Genomic DNA, 20,644 nt, shown 5'->3' with positions numbered 1-20,644 from the left:
TTCTGAAGCTCGCCCAGACGATACCGCCTTCCGCCAGTAACGGCACACACAATAACGTTGCATTTTCGCCACATTGCGTTGCATAGATGCAACGCTATTGGGTAGCATGGTTAACATGAACGCAGCGATTCTGACGGCGGATATGGATAGCGAGAACCAATCACAGGACCTTGGGTCGCGGAACCGGTCATCGCGGGGAGGCGAGGGGCGCAGGCTTCTCGCCTTGCCGGGCATCATCACCGTCGTGTCGGCACTGATTACGGCATCGATTTCATTCGCCATCCTCATAGGCATCACGCCGATCACGCCCGACCGCACGGTCACGCTGGCGCTTGTCATCGTCAATGTGGCGCTGATCCTGTTCCTGATCCTGCTGATCTGCCGCGAAGTCTATCGCATCGTCACCGCGCGAAGGCTCGGCAAGGCCGCGTCGCGTCTCCATGTCCGCATTGTCGCGCTGTTCTCGCTGATCGCCGCAGTGCCTGCCATCGTTGTCGCGATCGTCGCCTCGGTCACGCTCAATCTCGGCCTCGATCGCTGGTTCGACACCAACACGCGAGACATCGTCAATTCATCGCGCAGCCTGTCGCAATCCTACATTCTCGAAACCGGGCGCAATCTGCAAAGCACGTCCTATTCCATGTTGCAGGACCTCGACGGACAGCGGACGATCTACAGTCTTGACCGGGGCGGGTTCATCCAGCTCATGTCCCTGCAAGCACGCGGACGCGGCCTGCTCGGCGCATTTCTCGTGCGCGAAGACGGAGAAGTGGTCGTCGCCAGCAATGTCGGCACCGAAAGAGGATTGCCGCCAGCGCCCGCAGACGCCCTGAAGACGGCTTCGGACGGAAAGCCGGTCGTGATCCCTCCGGGCAACAGCAAGTTCGTCGGCGCGATCATCCGTATGCGTGAAATACCGGATGTCTATCTCTATACGATCCGGGCCGTGGACGCACAGATCATCGACGCCATGCACCTGATGGAAGCGAATACGCAGCGTTATCAGGAGATGGACGCGAACCGCATTCCGACGCAGATCGCCTTCGCGCTGCTCTATTTCGGCCTGACGCTGATCGTGCTTCTGTCCGCCATCTGGACCGGCATTGCCGTTGCCGACCGGCTCGTGCGGCCGATCCGGCTTTTGATCGGCGCATCGGACGATGTGGCTGCGGGCAATCTCGACGTCTCCGTTCCGGTTCGTTCGTCGGATGGCGACGTGGGCGCGCTGTCCGGCACGTTCAACAACATGGTTGCGGAACTGAAGAGCCAGCGCAACGAGCTGATTTCGGCCAAGGACCAGATCGATGAGCGCCGCCGCTTCTCCGAAGCGGTGCTTTCGGGCGTGACGGCGGGCGTCATCGGCATCGAGACCGATGGGTCCATTTCCATCCTGAACCGTTCCGCCGAGCATATGTTCTGCGTTGCTTCCGACAAGGCGATCGGCAAGTCGTTGAGCGCCATCGCGCCGGAGATCGGACAGGCATTCGAAGTCGCCCGCTCCACCGGGAAAACCGTGCACCGCGAACAGGTCGGCATGACGCGCGGCGGCGTGGCGCGCACCTTCAATGTGCAGGTGACTGTCGAAGATGTGGAATCCGAGGATCATTCCTATGTTGTCACGGTCGATGACATTACCGATCTGGTCCAGGCGCAGCGGTCGTCGGCCTGGGCCGATGTGGCGCGTCGCATTGCGCATGAAATCAAGAATCCGCTGACGCCGATCCAGCTTTCCGCCGAGCGTATCCGTCGCCGTTACGGCAAGGTGATCACCGAGGATCGCGAGGTTTTCGACCAGTGCACCGACACGATTATCCGTCAGGTCGGCGATATCGGGCGCATGGTTGACGAGTTTTCGGCGTTTGCCCGTATGCCGAAGCCGGAAATGCGGCATATGGATATGCGTGAGGCGCTGCGTGAATCGTCATTCCTCGTCGAAGTGAGCCGCAGCGATATCCGCTTCGAGAACGATTTCGGGGCCGAAAAGCTGATCGGTTCCTTCGATAGCCGGCTTATCGGGCAGGCTTTCGGAAACGTCATCAAGAATGCCAGCGAGGCTATCGATGCGGTTCCAAAGGAAAATCGCGGCGAGGGGCATATCCTCATTCGTTCCTACCGTTCGCAGGAGCAACTGGTCGTTGATGTCATCGATAACGGCAAGGGCCTGCCGGGGGACGACCGCCAGAAGCTGCTCGAACCCTACATGACCACGCGCGAGAAGGGCACCGGCCTCGGTCTCGCAATCGTCCGCAAGATTGTTGAGGATCACGGCGGACATCTCGAACTGCACGATGCGCCCGTGGATTTTCACGGAGGCCGGGGCGCGATGATTCGTATGGTCTTTCCCGAAGACGCTGGCGGTCATGCCGGCGGGGATGCGGGAAATGACGGAAAAAAGATAGCTGGACAGGTGATTTGATATGGCAGCCGATATTCTTGTTGTTGATGACGAAGCGGATATCCGGGAGCTGGTGGCTGGTATTCTCAGCGACGAGGGCCATGAAACGCGCACTGCATTCGATGCCGATAGCGCGCTCGCGGCCATCAACGACCGCGTTCCCCGTCTCGTATTTCTCGATATCTGGTTGCAGGGCAGCCGTCTGGACGGCCTCGCCCTGCTCGACGAGATCAAGAAGCAGCATCCCGAACTTCCCGTGGTGATGATTTCCGGCCACGGCAATATCGAGACCGCGGTTTCGGCGATCCGGCGCGGCGCTTATGATTTCATCGAGAAGCCGTTCAAGGCCGACCGTCTGATCCTCGTTGCGGAACGGGCGCTGGAAACCTCCAAGCTGAAGCGCGAAGTGTCGAACCTGCGCAAGCGGACGGGCGATCATCTGGAACTGATAGGCGCGTCGCTGGCCATGAACCAGTTGCGCCAGACCATCGAGCGCGTGGCGCCGACCAACAGCCGGATCATGATCACCGGCCCGTCGGGTGCGGGCAAGGAGCTCGCCGCCCGCGCCATTCATGCACAATCGACCCGCGCGAGCGGGCCGTTCGTGACGGTGAATGCGGCGACCATTACGCCCGAGCGTATGGAGATCGAGCTTTTCGGCACGGAAATGGACGGCGGCGAGCGCAAGGTCGGCGCGCTGGAAGAAGCCCATGGCGGCATTCTCTATCTGGACGAAGTGGCCGACATGCCGCGCGAGACGCAGAACAAGATCCTGCGCGTTCTGGTCGATCAGCAGTTCGAGCGCGTGGGCGGCACCAAGCGTGTGAAGGTGGATGTGCGCATCATTTCCTCCACCGCGCAGAACCTTGAAGGCATGATCGCGGAAGGCGCCTTCCGCGAGGATCTTTTCCATCGCCTTTCCGTCGTTCCGGTGCAGGTTCCGCCGCTCGCCGCGCGGCGCGAGGACATTCCGGCGCTGGTCGAATATTTCATGAACCAGATCGCGGAACAGGCGGGCATCAAGCCGCGCAGGATCGGCTCCGACGCGATGGCGGTTCTGCAGGCCCATAGCTGGCCGGGCAATCTTCGCCAGTTGCGCAACAATGTCGAGCGCCTGATGATCCTGGCGCGGGGCGACGACCCGGAAGCGCCGGTAACGGCGGACCTCCTGCCGTCGGAAATCGGCGATACGCTGCCGCGCGCGCCGACGGAATCCGATCAGCACATCATGGCGTTGCCGCTTCGCGAAGCGCGCGAGCGTTTCGAGAAGGAATACCTGATCGCGCAGATCAATCGTTTTGGCGGCAATATTTCCCGCACGGCGGAGTTCGTCGGCATGGAGCGTTCCGCGCTTCATCGCAAACTGAAGTCGCTCGGCGTATGATGAAATTTAAATTTGGGCGGACGGAGCAGTCATGCGGGTAATTATATGTGGAGCGGGGCAGGTCGGTTACGGTATCGCCGAGCGCCTCGCATCGGAAGAAAACGACGTTTCCGTCATCGATACATCCCCGCGCCATGTCGAGATCGTGCGGGACACGCTCGATGTGCGCGGATTTGTCGGCCACGGATCGCAACCAGACGTCCTTGCCGCGGCCGGCGCCAACGAAGCGGACATGATCATCGCCGTCACATTGTCCGACGAGGTCAATATGGTGGCCTGTCAGGTTGCGCATTCGGTGTTCAACGTTCCCACGAAGATCGCCCGCATCCGCGCCCAATCCTATCTGAGGGCCGAGTATCAGGACCTGTTCCTGCGGGAAAACCTGCCGATCGACGTTATCATCTCGCCCGAACTCGAAGTGGGTGAGGTGGTCCTGCGCCGCATCGCGCTACAGGGCGCGACCGACGTGCTGCGCTTTGCCGACGACAAGATCATCGGCCTCGCCATCGAATGCCTTGAGGAATGCCCGGTCATCAACACGCCCCTGAAGCAGTTGACCGATCTCTTCCCGGACCTTGCCGCGACCGTCGTCGGCATCGTGCGCAATGACAGCCTGTTCGTCCCGCATTCGTCCGACGAACTGAATGCGGGCGACCTTGCCTATGTGGTCACGACACGCGAGCAGGTCCGCCGCACGCTCTCCCTCTTCGGCCACGAAAAGCCGGAGGCCAGCCGCATCGTGATTGCCGGCGGCGGCAATATCGGTCTCTACGTGGCCAAGGCCATCGAGAAGCGCAAATGGAACACACGCGTCAAGATGATCGAAAGCGAGCATGAGCGCGCCTTCGCGATTGCCGACCAGCTTAAGCGGACCATGGTGCTGCACGGCAGCGCGCTCGACCAGAACCTGCTGCTGGAAGCCGATATCCAGGATGCCGACCTGATGGTCGCACTGACCAATCAGGACCAGGTCAATATCCTGTCGAGCATCATGGCAAAGCGGCTGGGCTGCAAATCCAACATGGCGCTGCTCAACACCGTCGCCTATCAGGATTTTACCCACATGGTGGGGATCGACGCCCATATCAATCCGAAGGCCGTCACCATCTCCAAGATTTTGCAGCATGTGCGTCGCGGTCGCATTCGGGAAGTTTATAGCGTCTATCGCGACAAGGCCGAACTGATCGAAGCCGAGGCCCTGGAGACATCCTCGCTCGTCGGCGCGCCGCTGCGCGATCTCGATCTGCCGGAGGGGTTGCGAATCGGTGCGATCTATCGGGACGGACAGGTGATCCGTCCGAACGGCGATGTGCGCATCAAGCCGAAGGATCGTGTCGTCATTTTCGCAACATCTGATGCAGTAAAGCATGTTGAACAGATGTTCCGCGTCAGTCTGGAATTTTTCTGATCACAGTCTTGTGTTAGCTTGTGCTGAAATTCCGGCACAAAAGGGCTAGCATGGACATCTGCACCTTCTGGTATGGGCCTCGCCTGCGCGAGGTCGACTGCATCTGTCTGGCGTCGATGGTCATGACGGGGCAGAGGGTCAAGCTGTTTTCCTATGCGCCGGTCGAGAACGTGCCGCCGGGTGTCGAACTGCGTGATGCGGCCGAAATCCTGCCCGAAGCGGCGTTCAAGCGGCTCGATCCGGCCTATCCCGACTTCCGTTCGCGCCGTACCATCGTCCAGTTCAGCGATATTTTCCGCATCATGCTGATGAAGCATCGCCAGGGTGTCTGGCTGGATACGGATGTCTATCTGCTCAAGCAGTTTCATCCCGATCCCGACAAACCCTATCTCGCTCGCGAGAATCGGTTCCGCGTCGGCGTATCGGCGCTGTATCTTCCGCACGACCACCCGATCATTCGCGAGTTCGAGGCCTATATGGCGGCAACATATCCGTTGCCGCGCTGGCTCGGAATCCGGCGGGGGAAGCTGCGCCCGCTTCAATATCGGTTGATCGGCAAGGAAATAACGCCTGCATCCATCGGCATCACGGTTTTCGGCAATGACGGTATCTCGCGCCTTGCCCGCAAATACGGGATATTCGGGAGCGCGGCGCCGCGAGAGAATTTCTATTACTGGGTCGGCAAGGATGCGGCGCGGATCTACGACCCGTCCTATGGTCTCGAACCGATGGATCATCCCGATTTCATCGGCTTCCATATACATAAAAAGCATAAGGAAGTCGTGTCTCTCCAGCCCGGCAGTTTTTACATGTGGGCGCGGGATCGCGTAGCTCCATTCATGAAAAATGAGGAAAATGAAATACTTGCAGCCGCTATATAATGAATTGCCGCAGGCTTTGCGGCCAAGAAACGGCGGGGCGCTCATGAAATTGCCGGTTGCACAAAGATTCCCATCCTGTTAACCGAAGCTGGAAGGCGAAGCAGTTGTCTTTCCACAGCAATTGCGGTCGGATAACGGTTTTGCGCGCGCCGGTGCTTGATTTATGCACATGCGCGTGTTCGTTTAACCCACCGCGAGCTGGCTGCTGATCGATTAAAGGAATAAAAACAATGGCTGAACGATCGCAAAATTTGCAAGACCTCTTTCTGAATTCTGTCCGCAAGCAGAAAATTTCGCTGACGATTTTCCTGATCAACGGCGTGAAGCTGACGGGCATTGTGACGTCGTTCGATAATTTCTGCGTGCTTCTGCGCCGCGATGGCCATTCGCAGCTTGTCTACAAGCATGCCATTTCGACGATCATGCCAAGCCAGCCCGTACAGATGTTCGAAGGCGAGGAAGCCTGACGCTTTCCGACTGCCGTTGGAGCGTGATGGCGGCCTGTCATGACGCTCCAGCCTTGTTTATGCCTGACGGCATTCGGACTTATATTGTCCGTCTGAACCGTCATGTTCAAAACGATCCGGGGCGTCTTCATTTGAAACAGCTTTAGCGGCAACTTATCTGCAATGGCAGATAACGCATTTCCGCGCCTCGGAGTAAACATTGTCCAAATCCAGGGATAAAGACCCTATGCCAGCGGGTGGCGGCAAGGGTTTCGAACATTTAGAACCGGAACCCACGAGGGCAGCCGTCATCGTTCCCATCCTGCCGGAACGATATAATGCCGGCGCCCCCGCCGAGGATGGCGCTCGTCCCCAGTTCCAGCGCTCCAGCGAGGCGCGCCTGGAGGAAGCCACCGGGCTTGCCCGCGCGATCAGCCTCGATATCGAACATGCCGAGATCGCCATCGTTGCCAATCCGCGCCCGGCGACCCTTTTGGGTACGGGCAAGGTGGAATCGATCGCCGACATGGTGGAGGAGAAGGCGATAGGGCTGGTCATCGTCGATCACGCCCTCACGCCGGTCCAGCAGCGCAATCTCGAAAAGGAATGGAACGTCAAGGTCATCGACCGCACGGGCTTGATCCTCGAAATTTTCGGCGAGCGCGCGCGCACCAAGGAAGGCGCGTTGCAGGTCGAACTGGCGCATCTGAACTATCAGAAGGGCCGCCTCGTCCGAAGCTGGACCCACCTTGAGCGCCAGCGCGGCGGCGGCGGCTTTCTGGGTGGCCCCGGTGAAACGCAGATCGAAGCGGACCGCCGCTTGTTGCAGGACAAGATCCTGAAGATCAAGCGCGAGCTTGAAACGGTCGTTCGCACCCGCACGCTGCATCGCCAGAAACGGCGCAAGGTGCCGCATCCGATCGTTGCGCTCGTCGGCTATACCAATGCCGGAAAGTCCACGCTTTTCAACCGCATGACCGGAGCCGAGGTCCTGGCGGAAGACATGCTTTTCGCCACGCTCGACCCGACGCTGCGCCGCATCCGCCTGCCGCATGGCGAAACCGTCATCCTGTCGGATACGGTGGGATTCATTTCCAACCTGCCGCACCATCTGGTCGCCGCCTTCCGCGCCACGCTCGAAGAAGTGGTGGAAGCCGACCTTATCCTGCATGTTCGCGATATCTCCGACCCGGACAACGCAGCGCAGGCCGAAGATGTGGAGAGCATTCTGGCGGGGCTCGGCATCGAGCCGCAGGATCGCAAACGCGTGGTCGAAATCTGGAACAAGATCGACAATCTCGATGAAAGCGCGCGGGAAGCCGCCCTTCGCCTTGCTGCGGCCGGCAGCGAGGAGGGGCGCCCGATCCCGCTTTCGGCCATCACCGGCGAGGGTGTTGACAGGTTGCTTTCACTGATCGAAACGCGGATAGCAGGCGCTCTCGGCACAGTCGATCTCGTGCTTTCGCCTTTCGAACTGCATCTTCTCGACTGGATCTACCAGCATGGCAGCGATGTAAAGCGCGAGAACCTCGAAGACGGTTCGGTCCACATCGAGGCGAGGCTGACGGAAGTCGCCCGCAGGACACTGGACGAAAAGCGCGGCATCAGGCCGGAAAAACCGGAGTCCGACTGGGACTGAGAACCGGAGTGCGGCGCCACTTGCGAAACAGGGGCGCAACGCCCTATGTATGGAACACTCACGATTCAACTCTATTCACTTCGCCAAAAATATATCCAGAGGCCCATAATGAGAGATCCGATCGAAACCGTCATGAACCTCGTGCCGATGGTGGTTGAGCAGACCAACCGTGGCGAGCGGGCCTATGATATTTTCTCGCGCCTTCTGAAAGAGCGCATCATTTTCGTGAACGGACCGGTTGAAGACGGCATGTCGATGCTGATCTGTGCACAGCTTCTTTTCCTTGAGGCCGAAAACCCCAAGAAAGAGATCAACATGTACATCAACTCGCCGGGCGGCGTGGTGACGTCGGGCATGGCGATCTACGACACGATGCAGTTCATCCGTCCGCCGGTTTCCACGCTTTGCATGGGACAGGCCGCGTCGATGGGCTCCTTGCTCCTGACGGCAGGCGCCACCGGCCAGCGTTATGCGCTGCCGAACGCCCGCATCATGGTTCACCAGCCTTCGGGCGGCTTCCAGGGCCAGGCTTCGGACATCGAACGCCACGCGCAGGACATCATCAAGATGAAGCGCCGCCTGAACGAAATCTACGTCAAGCACACCGGTCGCGATTACGACACCATCGAGCGCACGCTCGACCGCGACCATTTCATGACCGCTCAGGAAGCGCTGGAATTCGGCCTCATCGACAAGGTGGTCGAAGCCCGCGATGTGAGCGAGGACGAATCGAAGTAAGCCGGATTTTCCGGTTCGCTTCCATTTTTGGCGCTCCTCGCCACAAAAGGGGCCCATTTCTTGCACCTACGTGATGGTTAACGCCCTGCGTTAAGCATCTGTTGGGGTTCGGGGCGCTAAACTTGGCCAGATTATGCCGAATCTTTATCGTGGACCTATTTTTCGTTTGTCCGTCGATGAAGGTTCTGCAAAAGTCGCCGAATGGTTCCTGCGGTCGGGGAACCATGCGGTAACAGGCAACCTGAGACGACAGGACCCGATAAAAGGGCAAGGCGTATTTGTTGCCCTGATCGGCGGACGGCGTGTTCCAAAGCCCGCGCCGGGTCCGAACCGGAAGAAACGATCGGAGCGAGCCATACGGGTTTCGTTTCGGTTAATTGAAAGGAAACTGCAATGAGCAAAGTCAGCAACGGCGGCGGCGGCGATTCCAAGAATACGCTCTATTGCTCGTTCTGCGGCAAAAGTCAGCATGAAGTGCGCAAGCTGATTGCAGGCCCGACCGTCTTTATCTGCGACGAATGCGTCGAACTCTGCATGGACATCATCCGTGAGGAAAACAAGTCCTCCATGGTGAAGTCGCGCGAGGGCGTACCGACGCCGCAGGAGATCATGACCGTTCTTGACGACTACGTCATCGGTCAGCAGGACGCCAAGCGCGTTCTGTCGGTTGCGGTGCACAATCACTACAAGCGTCTCGCCCATCAGTCGAAGAGCGGCGATATCGAACTTGCCAAGTCGAACATTCTTCTCGTTGGTCCGACGGGCTGCGGCAAGACCTATCTTGCCCAGACGCTCGCCCGTATCATCGACGTGCCGTTCACCATGGCCGACGCGACGACGCTGACGGAAGCCGGTTATGTCGGCGAAGACGTCGAGAACATCATCCTGAAGCTGCTTCAGTCCGCCGATTACAACGTGGAACGTGCGCAGCGCGGCATCGTCTATATCGACGAAGTCGACAAGATCAGCCGCAAGTCGGACAACCCGTCCATCACGCGCGACGTGTCGGGCGAGGGTGTGCAGCAGGCGCTTTTGAAGATCATGGAAGGCACCGTCGCTTCCGTGCCGCCGCAGGGTGGCCGCAAGCATCCGCAGCAGGAGTTCCTGCAGGTGGATACGACGAACATCCTCTTCATCTGCGGTGGCGCTTTTGCCGGTCTCGACAAGATCATCTCCGCTCGCGGCGAAAAGACCTCGATCGGCTTCGGCGCGACCGTCAGGTCGGTCGATGAACGCCGCATCGGCGACGTGTTCAAGGAACTGGAGCCGGAAGACCTGCTGAAATTCGGCCTCATTCCGGAATTTGTCGGCCGTCTGCCGGTGATCGCGACGCTCGAAGACCTCGACGTCGACGCCCTGGTCCAGATTCTGACCGAGCCGAAGAACGCGCTCGTGAAGCAGTATCAGCGCCTGTTCGACATGGAGAATGTCGAATTGAGCTTCCATGACGACGCCCTGCGCGCCATCGCCAACAAGGCGGTGGAACGCAAGACAGGCGCGCGCGGCCTGCGGTCGATCATGGAGAAGATCCTGCTCGACACGATGTTCGAGCTTCCGACGCTGGAAGGCGTTCGCGAAGTCGTGATTTCGGGCGATGTTGTGGATGGCAGCGCCCGTCCGCTCTATATCTATGCCGAGCGGCAGGATGAAAAGGGTAACGTTTCCGCATAAGCGGTCGCGATTTTCTTCCAAAAAGGCCGCGAAAGCGGCCTTTTTTATGTGCCAGGCTTGCGTCGGGCCTATCCCGCCACTATTGCAGGCGCAGCAACCGGGGTACAGGACAAGCTGGATATTGTACTAATGCGCGCGACAGCGCAGGATAGGTGACGATTCTATGAGAGGCCCCCGGCACGGCCTATTGAATTGCCGGGATGGGGTCTCCAATTATGGACTGAAGCACATTCGTGACCTGCCTCGTGATGAAAGGGGGCGCGGATGTGGCAGTCAGGTCGCAAGACCTGAGAAAGGACTTGAGTTATGACGGGTACTGAACAGAAGACCCCACTGGGTGGTTCTGAAGCGGGCGGTTCGGACGGGCTCTATGCCGTTTTGCCGTTGCGTGACATCGTCGTTTTCCCGCATATGATCGTTCCGCTTTTTGTCGGCCGCGAAAAATCCATTCGCGCGCTGGAGGAAGTGATGGGCGTGGACAAGCAGATTCTGCTTGCCACCCAGAAAAATGCCGCCGATGACGATCCGGCGCCGGATGCGATTTACGAAATCGGCACGATCGCCAATGTGCTGCAGCTTCTCAAGCTGCCGGACGGCACCGTCAAGGTGCTGGTCGAGGGCACCGCGCGCGCCAGGGTTTCCAGGTTCACCGACCGTGAGGATTATCACGAAGCCTATGCTGCGGCCCTGCCGGAGCCTGAAGAGGATGCCGTCGAGATCGAGGCGCTGGCCCGCTCGGTGGTTTCGGACTTCGAGAACTACGTCAAGCTGAACAAGAAGATTTCGCCGGAAGTGGTTGGCGCCGCCAGCCAGAACGACGATTATTCCAAGCTTGCCGACACGGTTGCATCGCATCTCGCGATCAAGATTCCTGAAAAGCAGGAAATGCTGTCGATCCTCTCCATTCGCGAGCGGCTCGAAAAGGCGCTGTCCTTCATGGAAGCCGAGATTTCGGTTCTCCAGGTCGAGAAGCGCATCCGCAGCCGCGTCAAGCGCCAGATGGAGAAGACGCAGCGCGAATATTATCTCAACGAGCAGATGAAGGCGATCCAGAAGGAGCTTGGCGACGGCGAGGATGGCCGCGACGAGGCAGCCGAACTGGAAGAGCGCATCACCAAGACCAAGCTTTCCAAGGAAGCCCGCGAAAAGGCGCAGGCCGAATTGAAGAAGCTGCGTTCCATGAGCCCGATGTCGGCCGAAGCGACGGTTGTTCGCAACTATCTCGACTGGCTGCTCTCGCTGCCGTGGGGCAGGAAGTCCAAGATCAAGCAGGATCTGAATTTCGCCGAAGAGGTGCTGAACGACGATCATTTCGGTCTCGACAAGGTCAAGGAGCGTATCGTCGAATATCTGGCGGTTCAGGCTCGCTCGTCCAAGATCAAGGGCCCGATCATCTGCCTCGTCGGCCCTCCCGGCGTCGGCAAGACCTCGCTTGCGCGTTCGATCGCCAAGGCGACGGGCCGCGAATATGTCCGCATGTCGCTCGGCGGCGTGCGTGACGAGGCTGAAATCCGCGGTCACCGCCGTACCTATATCGGCTCGATGCCCGGCAAGGTCATCCAGTCGATGAAGAAGGCGAAGAAGTCCAACCCGCTCTTCCTGCTCGACGAGATCGACAAGATGGGGCAGGATTTCCGTGGCGATCCGTCGTCGGCCATGCTTGAGGTGCTCGATCCCGAACAGAACGCGACCTTCATGGATCACTACCTTGAGGTCGAATACGATCTGTCGAACGTGATGTTCGTCACGACCGCCAATACGCTGAACATTCCCGGCCCGCTTCTGGACCGTATGGAAATCATCCGTATCGCCGGTTACACCGAGGACGAGAAGCTGGAAATAGCCAAGCGGCACCTGTTGCCCAAGGCGATCAAGGACCACGCCCTGCAACCGAAGGAATTTTCGGTCACGGACGAAGCGCTGCGCAACGTCATCCGCCTTTATACGCGGGAAGCGGGCGTTCGTAGCCTCGAGCGCGAACTGATGACCCTTGCCCGCAAGGCCGTCACGGAAATCCTGAAGTCGAAGAAGAAGTCGGTGAATGTCACCGACAAGAACCTCTCCGACTATCTGGGTGTCGAACGGTACCGTTACGGTCAGGCCGAAGGCGAAGATCAGGTCGGCGTCGTCACGGGTCTTGCCTGGACGGAAGTCGGCGGCGAGCTTCTGACCATCGAAGGCGTCATGATGCCCGGCAAGGGCCGCATGACCGTCACGGGCAACCTCCGCGACGTGATGAAGGAATCGATCTCGGCTGCGGCATCCTATGTCCGCAGCAGGGCAATCGATTTCGGCATCGAGCCTCCGCTGTTCGACAAGCGCGACATCCACGTGCACGTGCCGGAAGGCGCGACGCCGAAGGACGGTCCGTCCGCCGGTATCGCCATGGTCACGGCCATCGTGTCCGTGCTGACCGGTATTCCGGTCCGCAAGGATATCGCGATGACGGGCGAGGTTACGCTGCGCGGTCGGGTTCTGCCGATCGGCGGACTGAAGGAGAAGCTCCTCGCGGCACTGCGCGGCGGTATCAAGAAGGTTCTGATCCCGGAAGAAAACGCCAAGGATCTGGCGGACATTCCGGACAATGTGAAGAACAGTCTCGAAATCGTGCCTGTCTCGCGGGTCGGCGAAGTGCTGAAGCACGCTCTGGTTCGCGAGCCCGAACCGATCGAATGGACCGAACCGGAAACCCCGGCAGCAGTGCCTTCGGTCGACGAGGACGCAGGCGCTCCGATGGCCCACTAAAAGGCCAATACGGTTCTGACAAACGAAATGCCGGGCAATTTGCCCGGCATTTCTGTGTTTAACCCCGGTTTTCCGGGGTTTTTTCGCATTGACAGGCTTGGTTTGTAAATCGTTTTGAATAAACTCCCCCCAATCCGGTCACGTTATCCGTTCCGGTAGACAAAGAAAGGAAATGCCAATGAACAAGAACGAATTGGTTGCCGCAGTTGCGGAAAAGGGCGGTTTGACGAAGGCTGATGCCGGCACGGCAGTTGACGCTGTGCTCGCTGCTGTCTCCGGCGCACTGAAGGCTGGCGAAGAAGTCCGCCTGCCTGGCTTCGGCGTTTTCTCCGTTTCGCACCGCGCTGCTTCGACCGGCCGCAATCCGTCGACCGGCAAGGAAGTCGCTATCCCGGCGCGCAACGTGCCGAAGTTCTCGGCCGGCAAGGGCCTGAAGGACGCCGTAAACGGCTAATCACGATCCGAAGGGTGCAAGCTCTTCGAACGGATCGTGACGATAAAATTCCGGCCATCGCGGCTCCGCCGCGAATGGCTGTCGAGAAGGCCCGGTTCAGCCGGGCTTTTTTCGTTGTGAAGGCGTTATGCACTGTTCGCGATGCGCTCAAATCTACTTGATGACCCTATACAACGGATGGTTGGGTCATATAGCCTTGCGGAAATTCAGATCGAAACCGTGAGGGCCAATGACCGCAGAGTCGAAATCGGTGCGCATCATTCGAACCATCGTTGAAACGCTTCGCCCGCAGTTCAACGTTGAATTATGGGACGGCAGCGTGATCGGCGCTTTCAACGGTCCGACACTTCAAATCAAGGATCCCTCGATTGTTCGGCAGATCGTGCTGAAGCCCAATTACGATTCACTGATTGACGTTTGGACGTCGGGCAGGATCGACATCAAGAACGGCACGATCTTCGATCTGGCGGAACTCCGCACGGATGGGAATCTGAAACAACGCATCAAGGCATTGCCCAAATGGCAATTGCTGAAAGACGTTCCCGCCCTGCTTTTGGCAGGCAAGCAGAAGCAGGATGAGCGCATCGACGGCAAATCGCCTTTCGTCAGCGGCTCTGACAAGGAAGCCATAACGCACCATTACGACGTCTCCAACGCGTTCTATAACCTCTTTCTTGATGAGCGTATGGTTTATACGTGCGGTTATTTCACCGATTGGTCGAACAGTCTCGATCAGGCGCAGGCCGACAAGCTGGAGCTGATTTGCCGCAAACTGCGCTTGCAGCCGGGTGACAGGCTTCTGGACATTGGTTGCGGCTGGGGCGCGATGCTGATTTATGCCGCGAAGAATTTCGGCGTCACCGGCGTCGGTGTTTCATTGTCGGAGGAACAAACCAGACTGGCGCGTGAGCGGATCAAGGCCGCAGGTCTGGAGGACAGGATTACCATCCACGTCAAGTCCTATACCGAGCTGGATGAACAGTTCGACAAGATCAGCTCGATCGGCATGTTCGAGCATGTCGGCATCGCCAATTACGATACATATTTCAGCACGGTGAACAAGCTGCTCAAGCCCGGCGGGCTCTATCTCCATCATGCAATTACGCGGCGGATGAAGCGCGACAAGAAGGCGTTCAAACGCAAGAGTGCCGAACATCTCGCACTGGTCAAATATATTTTTCCCGGCGGCGAGCTTGACCATCTCGGCATGACCGTCGGTAATCTCGAAGGCCACGGCTTCGAGGTCCACGATGTGGAAAATCTGCGCGAACATTATGGCCGGACCTGCCGTCTGTGGGCCGAACGCCTTCATGCAAATTTCGAGAAGGCCATAGCAGAAGTCGGCTATCGAAAAGCACGGTTGTGGCTGCTTTATCTAAGCGGTTGTGCGCTGGCCTTCGAACGCGGCACGGTGCAGATCAACCAGACACTGGCCTCAAGGCGCAAGCGTGGCATATCTGCCGTGCCGCAGACACGGGATGATATCTACCGGAACTTCAAACCCGACTAGGCTTGGCCCGGCTTCATCCGCAATCGCACTATCTTATTCGGCGGCTTCCGAACTCCGCTTCGGACGGCGTTCCAGCAGTTCCCTGAGGAACTGTCCGGTATAGGAGCGCTTTTCCGTGACAATGTCTTCCGGGCGTCCCACCGCAACGATTTCGCCGCCGCCGTCGCCGCCTTCCGGTCCAAGATCGATCACCCAGTCAGCCGTCTTGATGACTTCCAGATTGTGTTCGATCACCACGACCGTATTGCCCTGTTCAACCAGTTCGTGCAGCACTTCAAGCAGCTTTGCCACGTCATGGAAATGCAGGCCGGTGGTCGGCTCGTCCAGAATATAGAGCGTACGGCCCGTAGCGCGGCGCGACAATTCCTTGGCAAGCTTTACACGCTGCGCTTCACCGCCCGAAAGCGTCGTCGCCTGCTGGCCGACCTTGATATAACCAAGTCCGACCTTGACCAGCGTTTCCAGCTTGTCGCGGACCGCAGGCACGGCGGAGAAGAACTCAGCGCCTTCCTCCACCGTCATGTCCAGCACATCGGCGATGGACTTGCCCTTGAACAGCACTTCCAGCGTTTCGCGATTATAGCGCTGGCCGTGGCAGACGTCGCAGGTCACATAGACATCGGGCAGGAAGTGCATCTCGATCTTGATGACGCCGTCGCCCTGGCAGGCCTCGCAGCGTCCGCCCTTCACGTTGAACGAGAAGCGGCCCGGCTGATAGCCGCGCGCCTTGGCCTCCGGCAGACCCGCGAACCAGTCGCGGATCGGCGTGAAGGCGCCGGTATAGGTGGCCGGATTGGACCGCGGCGTGCGTCCGATCGGCGACTGGTCGATATCGATCACCTTGTCGAGGAATTCCAGCCCCTCGATGCGGTCATGTTCCGCCGGATGTTCGCGCGAACCCATGATGCGGCGTGACGCGGCCTTGAACAGCGTCTCGATCAGGAAGGTGGACTTGCCGCCGCCCGACACGCCGGTGACGGCCGTGAATGTGCCAAGCGGAATATCCGCCGAGACGTTTTTCAGGTTGTTGCCGCGCGCGCCGACGACCCGGATACGCCTGGACTTGGAAATCTTGCGACGTTCCGCCGGCACGGCGACCTCCATCGCGCCCGACAGATATTTGCCGGTCAGCGAATTGGCGTTGGCCATCACATCCTGCGGCGACCCTTGGGCGATAACCTTGCCGCCATGAACGCCCGCTGCGGGGCCGATATCGACCACGTAGTCGGCGGTCAGGATTGCGTCCTCGTCATGCTCCACGACGATGACCGTATTGCCGAGGTCGCGCAGGTGGCGCAGCGTGTCGAGCAGGCGGGCATTGTCGCGCTGATGCAAACCGATGGATGGTTCATCCAGCACGTAAAGCACGCCCGTCAGGCCGGAACCGATCTGCGAGGCGAGGCGGATGCGCTGGCTTTCGCCGCCCGACAGCGTGCCGGAATTGCGCGCAAGCGTAAGATAATCGAGGCCAACATCGTTGAGGAATTCCAGGCGCTCGCGGATTTCCTTGAGAATGCGCGCGGCGATCTCGCGCTGCTTCTCGTTGAAACTGCCGTCAATATCGCGGAACCAGCTATCGGCCTTGCGGATCGACATTTCGGTGATCTCGCCGATATGCTTCATTCCGACCTTGACCGCCAGCGCTTCCGGCTTGAGGCGATAGCCGTTGCAGGCGGGGCAGGGCGTCGAGGACATGAAGCGCTCGATCTCTTCGCGCGACCAGGCGGAGTCCGTCTCCTTCCAGCGGCGTTCCAGATTGGGGATGACGCCCTCGAAAGGCTTCGTCGTCTGGTAGGAGCGCAGGCCGTCATCGTACTGGAAAGTGATTTCCCTGCCCTTGGTGCCATAAAGAATGGCGTCGCGGGCTTCCTGCGAAAGATCGGCCCAGCGCGCGCCGGTCTTGAAGCCATAGGCCTTGCCGAGCGCTTCCAGCGTCTGGTTGTAATAGGGCGACGAAGACCGCGCCCATGGCGCGATGGCGCCGTCTTTCAGGGCGGCGGTTTCATCGGGAATGATGAGGTTCGGATCGATGGCCTGCTGCGTGCCCAGGCCGTCGCAGGTCGGGCAGGCGCCGAACGGATTGTTGAACGAAAACAGGCGCGGCTCGATTTCCGGAATGGTGAAGCCGGAAACCGGGCAGGCAAACTTTTCCGAGAACAGAATGCGTTCGTGCGTTTCGTTGGCCGACTTGTTGGCCGAGCCGCCTCCGGCTGTTTCTTCCAGCGGCAGTGGCTTGTCGGCAAATTCGGCAACCGCCAGACCTTCGGCAAGTTTGAGACAGGTTTCGAGACTGTCCGCCAGGCGCGTCGAAAGGTCGGGGCGCACCACGACACGATCGACCACTACGTCGATGTCGTGCTTGTATTTCTTGTCCAGCGCGGGGACGTCGGCGATCTCGTAGAAGGTGCCGTCCACCTTGACGCGCTGAAAGCCCTTCTTCTGGAGTTCGGCCAGTTCCTTCCTGTACTCGCCCTTGCGGCCGCGCACGATGGGCGCGAGGATGTAAAGGCGCGTGCCTTCCTCCAGCGTCAGGACGCGGTCGACCATCTGGCTCACCGTCTGGCTTTCGATGGGAAGGCCGGTCGCAGGCGAATAAGGCACGCCGACACGCGCGAAGAGCAGGCGCATATAGTCGTAGATTTCGGTGACGGTGCCGACCGTCGAACGCGGATTGCGGCTCGTCGTCTTCTGCTCAATGGAAATCGCGGGCGACAGGCCGTCGATCTGGTCCACGTCCGGCTTCTGCATCATTTCCAGGAACTGGCGCGCATAGGCCGAAAGGCTTTCGACATAACGGCGCTGGCCTTCCGCATAGATCGTGTCGAAGGCGAGCGAGGATTTGCCAGAGCCGGAAAGCCCCGTCATCACGATCAGCTTGTCGCGAGGCAGATCGAGATCGACATTTTTCAGATTGTGTTCGCGCGCGCCACGTATGGAAATGAATTTCTGATCGCTCATTCCGCGTCCTGCCTGATCATGGTGCCATGGATAGTCGGGCGCCGATTGTGAGGATACGTCGCGCCGCTCCATTATATGGGGTGGGACCTTCCAAGAAGAAGGGGTCTCCTGTCAATCGTTCGTATGAACTCCTGCTATCGGAGAACAAATATCGAACAACCAGCCTTCTGATAGGCGATACGAAATGTGAACGCAAGAGCGTTGACTGTCACTACTGACAGGAGCAGACTGATCCTGCTCGCTGATGGCGGAGAGGTGACGCGGTGGGATGACGCGACATCGGCAAGAGGTCCGCAGGAAGCGAGAAACCCAGTAGGGAGGTAAAGGAGCATGAGTCCACCTGACTAGGTTATGTCGCTTTCATGGAAATGAAAGGACAATCGGGTTCCGTCGCGGCAGCATCTTTTCGCAAGGAACGATGCCTCGTTGATTGAAACTGCGATTGCCGAAAATTTAGACATGCGCGGAGAGCGAATGGCCGTGCGCCTTCGATTTCCGAAAGATTTTGTCGACGAATTAGTGCCGACATCCGAGCATTGCTCAACCCCAAGCCCCGCGCGCCAAAGAAACAGTGAGCGGCGGGGCTTTTCATGTCGGGCGGACGGGTTTCAAGAGGGCTATTCCTTATCCGTCATCGCGTCCCGATCCCCTTTGCGCGGATGTCGTAAAAAATGCGCTCGAAAACGGCTTTCGCCAATTAAGGCAAATGCGGTTTCAGGCCCTCAAATAAGGCAAAGCGCATTATTCGCACCTCAGAGAGTGCAAAACCCCATTTGAATTATGGCAAAGGACAGACTTTTTCATGGCGAAAGCTTGCATTTTGAACAAAACAGGAACATAAACTCTGTGGACATTGATGAATTCGCTGTGTCGGGCTGAGCGCTTGTCGAGCCAGTCCTGTAAGGTAAATATCGAGTTTCTGGTGCTGGCGCGTTCTTGCGCCAGACCTTTCTTTTGGAAAGCACCTCTTGTCCGCGAAAGGATGTCGCGACGGGAGCGTGCATGTGAGACCCGGAGTAAGTTTTCGATGGCTGGTAGCGTCAACAAGGTCATTCTGGTCGGCAATCTTGGTGCCGATCCGGAAATTCGCCGCCTGAATTCAGGCGATATGGTCGCCAATCTGCGTATTGCGACGTCGGAAAGCTGGCGCGACCGCCAGACCGGCGAACGCAGGGACCGCACGGAATGGCACAGCGTCGTCATCTTCAATGAAAACCTCGCCAAGGTGGCCGAGCAATATCTGAAGAAGGGCGCCAAGGTCTATATCGAAGGCGCGCTCCAGACCCGCAAATGGCAGGACCAGAACGGCAATGACCGCTATTCGACGGAAGTCGTACTGCAAAAATTCCGCGGTGAATTGCAGATGCTCGACAGCCGCGGCGAAGGCGGCGGTGAGGGCCGCTCCTTCGGTGGCGGCGGCAATCGTAACCAGATGTCGGATTATTCCGGTGGCGGCGGTGATTTCGGTTCGTCCGGCCCGTCCAATCAGGGCGGCGGTGGCGGCGGTTTCTCCCGCGATCTCGACGACGAAATTCCATTTTGATTGAAAAAAGCGGGCGCATCAAACGCCCGCTTTTTTAGTTATACCGAATAGTTGGAATTCTTTAATAACTATTTGTTTTAATTTATTATTCCATGGAGTCGTTTTCAATCACGAATTCCATCCGGTCGGCCGAAAACCGCGTCAATGAATACTGGATGGGCTTTCCTGACGTATCGATATTGACGGCGCGGGCCGTCAGCACGATGGCGCCGGGTGAAAGCTTGAGATGTTTCAGGTCATAAGGGTCTGCATGGCGGGCGGATATGACAGTCGATTTTCGAAGATAATCCCCGACGCCCGCAGCCTTGAAGGCGGACGTTATCGAACCGCTGGCGGCATAGTCTTCCTTGAATGAAGGAAAAGCTGCCGGGTCCACCCAATGTGTCGCGATGGATATGGGATTCCCGTCCGCGCTGTGCATGGTTTCCAGCCGCAACGCTTCCGAACCGGGGTCGATTGCCAGCGCCAGCGCCACCTCGGCGGGCGCCTTTTCCATATGGGAACCAAGCAGTATGCCCTTCATTTCGCCGACTTGCAGGGCAAGCGCCTGCGAAATGCGGGTGCGGCGTCCAATCTGATAGGTGAGGCGCTTCGCATTGGCGACGAAGGTTCCGCGCCCCTGTTCTGCGCGCAATACACCTTCCTGCGTCAGGGCGGCGATAGCGCTGCGCACCGTGTGCCGATTGACGCCGAAACGTGTCGCCAGTTCCATCTCGGCTGGCATCCGTGCGCCCGACTGTAGCTTTCCGGCCATGATGTCGCCGCGTATCTCATCGGCAATCTGCCGCCAGATCGCCACGCCGCTATTTCTCTCAAGTCGTCCAATCTTTTTCATCAATGCCTTTGTCGTCAATTGTCATCATCCTGTCACT

General features: G+C 58.7%; 14 protein-coding genes and 2 pseudogenes. 13 read left to right on the top strand and 3 right to left on the bottom strand.

The features are described from left to right. The first annotated feature begins 73 nt into the window (after nt 1–73). From FHS76_RS16805 to FHS76_RS16750, 12 genes and pseudogenes are all read left to right on the top strand, one after another. Complete coding sequence (locus FHS76_RS16805) at nt 74–2,416, top strand: sensor histidine kinase NtrY-like (protein ID WP_374828633.1); 2,343 nt, start codon at nt 74–76, stop codon at nt 2,414–2,416. Between the two features lies 1 nt (nt 2,417). Next, nucleotides 2,418–3,779 (top strand): nitrogen assimilation response regulator NtrX, encoded by a 1,362-nt coding sequence (gene ntrX / locus FHS76_RS16800; RefSeq protein ID WP_183655348.1) that lies wholly within the window; start codon nt 2,418–2,420, stop codon nt 3,777–3,779. 31 nt (nt 3,780–3,810) lie between these two features. Then, complete coding sequence (gene trkA / locus FHS76_RS16795) at nt 3,811–5,187, top strand: Trk system potassium transporter TrkA (protein ID WP_183655345.1); 1,377 nt, start codon at nt 3,811–3,813, stop codon at nt 5,185–5,187. A gap of 50 nt (nt 5,188–5,237) precedes the next feature. Further along, a complete protein-coding gene (locus tag FHS76_RS16790; RefSeq protein ID WP_183655342.1) occupies nt 5,238–6,068 on the top strand; it encodes a glycosyltransferase family 32 protein in 831 nt (276 codons plus the stop codon). Between the two features lie 3 nt (nt 6,069–6,071). Then, nucleotides 6,072–6,293, top strand: a pseudogene (locus tag FHS76_RS16785) (hypothetical protein). A gap of 5 nt (nt 6,294–6,298) precedes the next feature. Further along, a complete protein-coding gene (gene hfq / locus FHS76_RS16780; RefSeq protein WP_002964239.1) occupies nt 6,299–6,535 on the top strand; it encodes an RNA chaperone Hfq in 237 nt (78 codons plus the stop codon). A gap of 226 nt (nt 6,536–6,761) precedes the next feature. Then, nucleotides 6,762–8,153: a GTPase HflX gene (gene hflX / locus FHS76_RS16775; RefSeq protein ID WP_235992724.1), complete on the top strand. Its 1,392-nt coding sequence runs from the start codon at nt 6,762–6,764 to the stop codon at nt 8,151–8,153. A 108-nt stretch (nt 8,154–8,261) separates the two neighbouring features. Next, nucleotides 8,262–8,891 carry an ATP-dependent Clp protease proteolytic subunit gene (locus FHS76_RS16770; protein ID WP_183655336.1) on the top strand — a complete coding sequence of 210 codons (630 nt, stop codon included), beginning with the start codon at nt 8,262–8,264 and terminating at the stop codon, nt 8,889–8,891. Nucleotides 8,892–9,284: 393 nt separating this feature from the next. Continuing rightward, nucleotides 9,285–10,562 (top strand): ATP-dependent Clp protease ATP-binding subunit ClpX, encoded by a 1,278-nt coding sequence (clpX, locus tag FHS76_RS16765; RefSeq protein WP_183655333.1) that lies wholly within the window; start codon nt 9,285–9,287, stop codon nt 10,560–10,562. Nucleotides 10,563–10,868: 306 nt separating this feature from the next. Next, nucleotides 10,869–13,307 (top strand): endopeptidase La, encoded by a 2,439-nt coding sequence (gene lon / locus FHS76_RS16760; RefSeq protein WP_183655330.1) that lies wholly within the window; start codon nt 10,869–10,871, stop codon nt 13,305–13,307. A 178-nt stretch (nt 13,308–13,485) separates the two neighbouring features. Next, the gene (locus tag FHS76_RS16755) at nt 13,486–13,761 is read left to right on the top strand and encodes an HU family DNA-binding protein (RefSeq protein ID WP_183655327.1); all 276 of its coding nucleotides are present in this window, start codon (nt 13,486–13,488) and stop codon (nt 13,759–13,761) included. A 229-nt stretch (nt 13,762–13,990) separates the two neighbouring features. Beyond that, complete coding sequence (locus FHS76_RS16750) at nt 13,991–15,271, top strand: SAM-dependent methyltransferase (RefSeq protein ID WP_183655324.1); 1,281 nt, start codon at nt 13,991–13,993, stop codon at nt 15,269–15,271. A 33-nt stretch (nt 15,272–15,304) separates the two neighbouring features. Here FHS76_RS16750 and uvrA read toward each other — a convergent pair whose 3' ends face one another. Together uvrA and FHS76_RS22910 are read right to left on the bottom strand one after the other, a co-directional pair. Then, on the bottom strand, nt 15,305–18,229 hold the full coding sequence (gene uvrA, locus FHS76_RS16745; RefSeq protein WP_183655322.1) for an excinuclease ABC subunit UvrA: 2,925 nt from the start codon (nt 18,227–18,229) through the stop codon (nt 15,305–15,307). A gap of 134 nt (nt 18,230–18,363) precedes the next feature. Next, nucleotides 18,364–18,569: pseudogene (locus tag FHS76_RS22910) on the bottom strand (hypothetical protein). Nucleotides 18,570–19,256: 687 nt separating this feature from the next. On the opposite strand from FHS76_RS22910, the gene ssb reads away from it, so the two are divergent. Beyond that, nucleotides 19,257–19,772 carry a single-stranded DNA-binding protein gene (gene ssb, locus FHS76_RS16740; RefSeq protein WP_183655319.1) on the top strand — a complete coding sequence of 172 codons (516 nt, stop codon included), beginning with the start codon at nt 19,257–19,259 and terminating at the stop codon, nt 19,770–19,772. An 85-nt stretch (nt 19,773–19,857) separates the two neighbouring features. On the opposite strand, the gene phnF is transcribed toward ssb, so the two are convergent. Beyond that, the gene (phnF, locus tag FHS76_RS16735) at nt 19,858–20,610 is read right to left on the bottom strand and encodes a phosphonate metabolism transcriptional regulator PhnF (RefSeq protein ID WP_374828634.1); all 753 of its coding nucleotides are present in this window, start codon (nt 20,608–20,610) and stop codon (nt 19,858–19,860) included. Between the last annotated feature and the right edge of the window lie 34 nt (nt 20,611–20,644).

The organism is Brucella daejeonensis (assembly GCF_014199265.1).
Taxonomy (GTDB): Bacteria; Pseudomonadota; Alphaproteobacteria; order Rhizobiales; family Rhizobiaceae; genus Brucella; species Brucella daejeonensis.
This window is presented reverse-complemented; position numbering and strand designations above follow the sequence as displayed.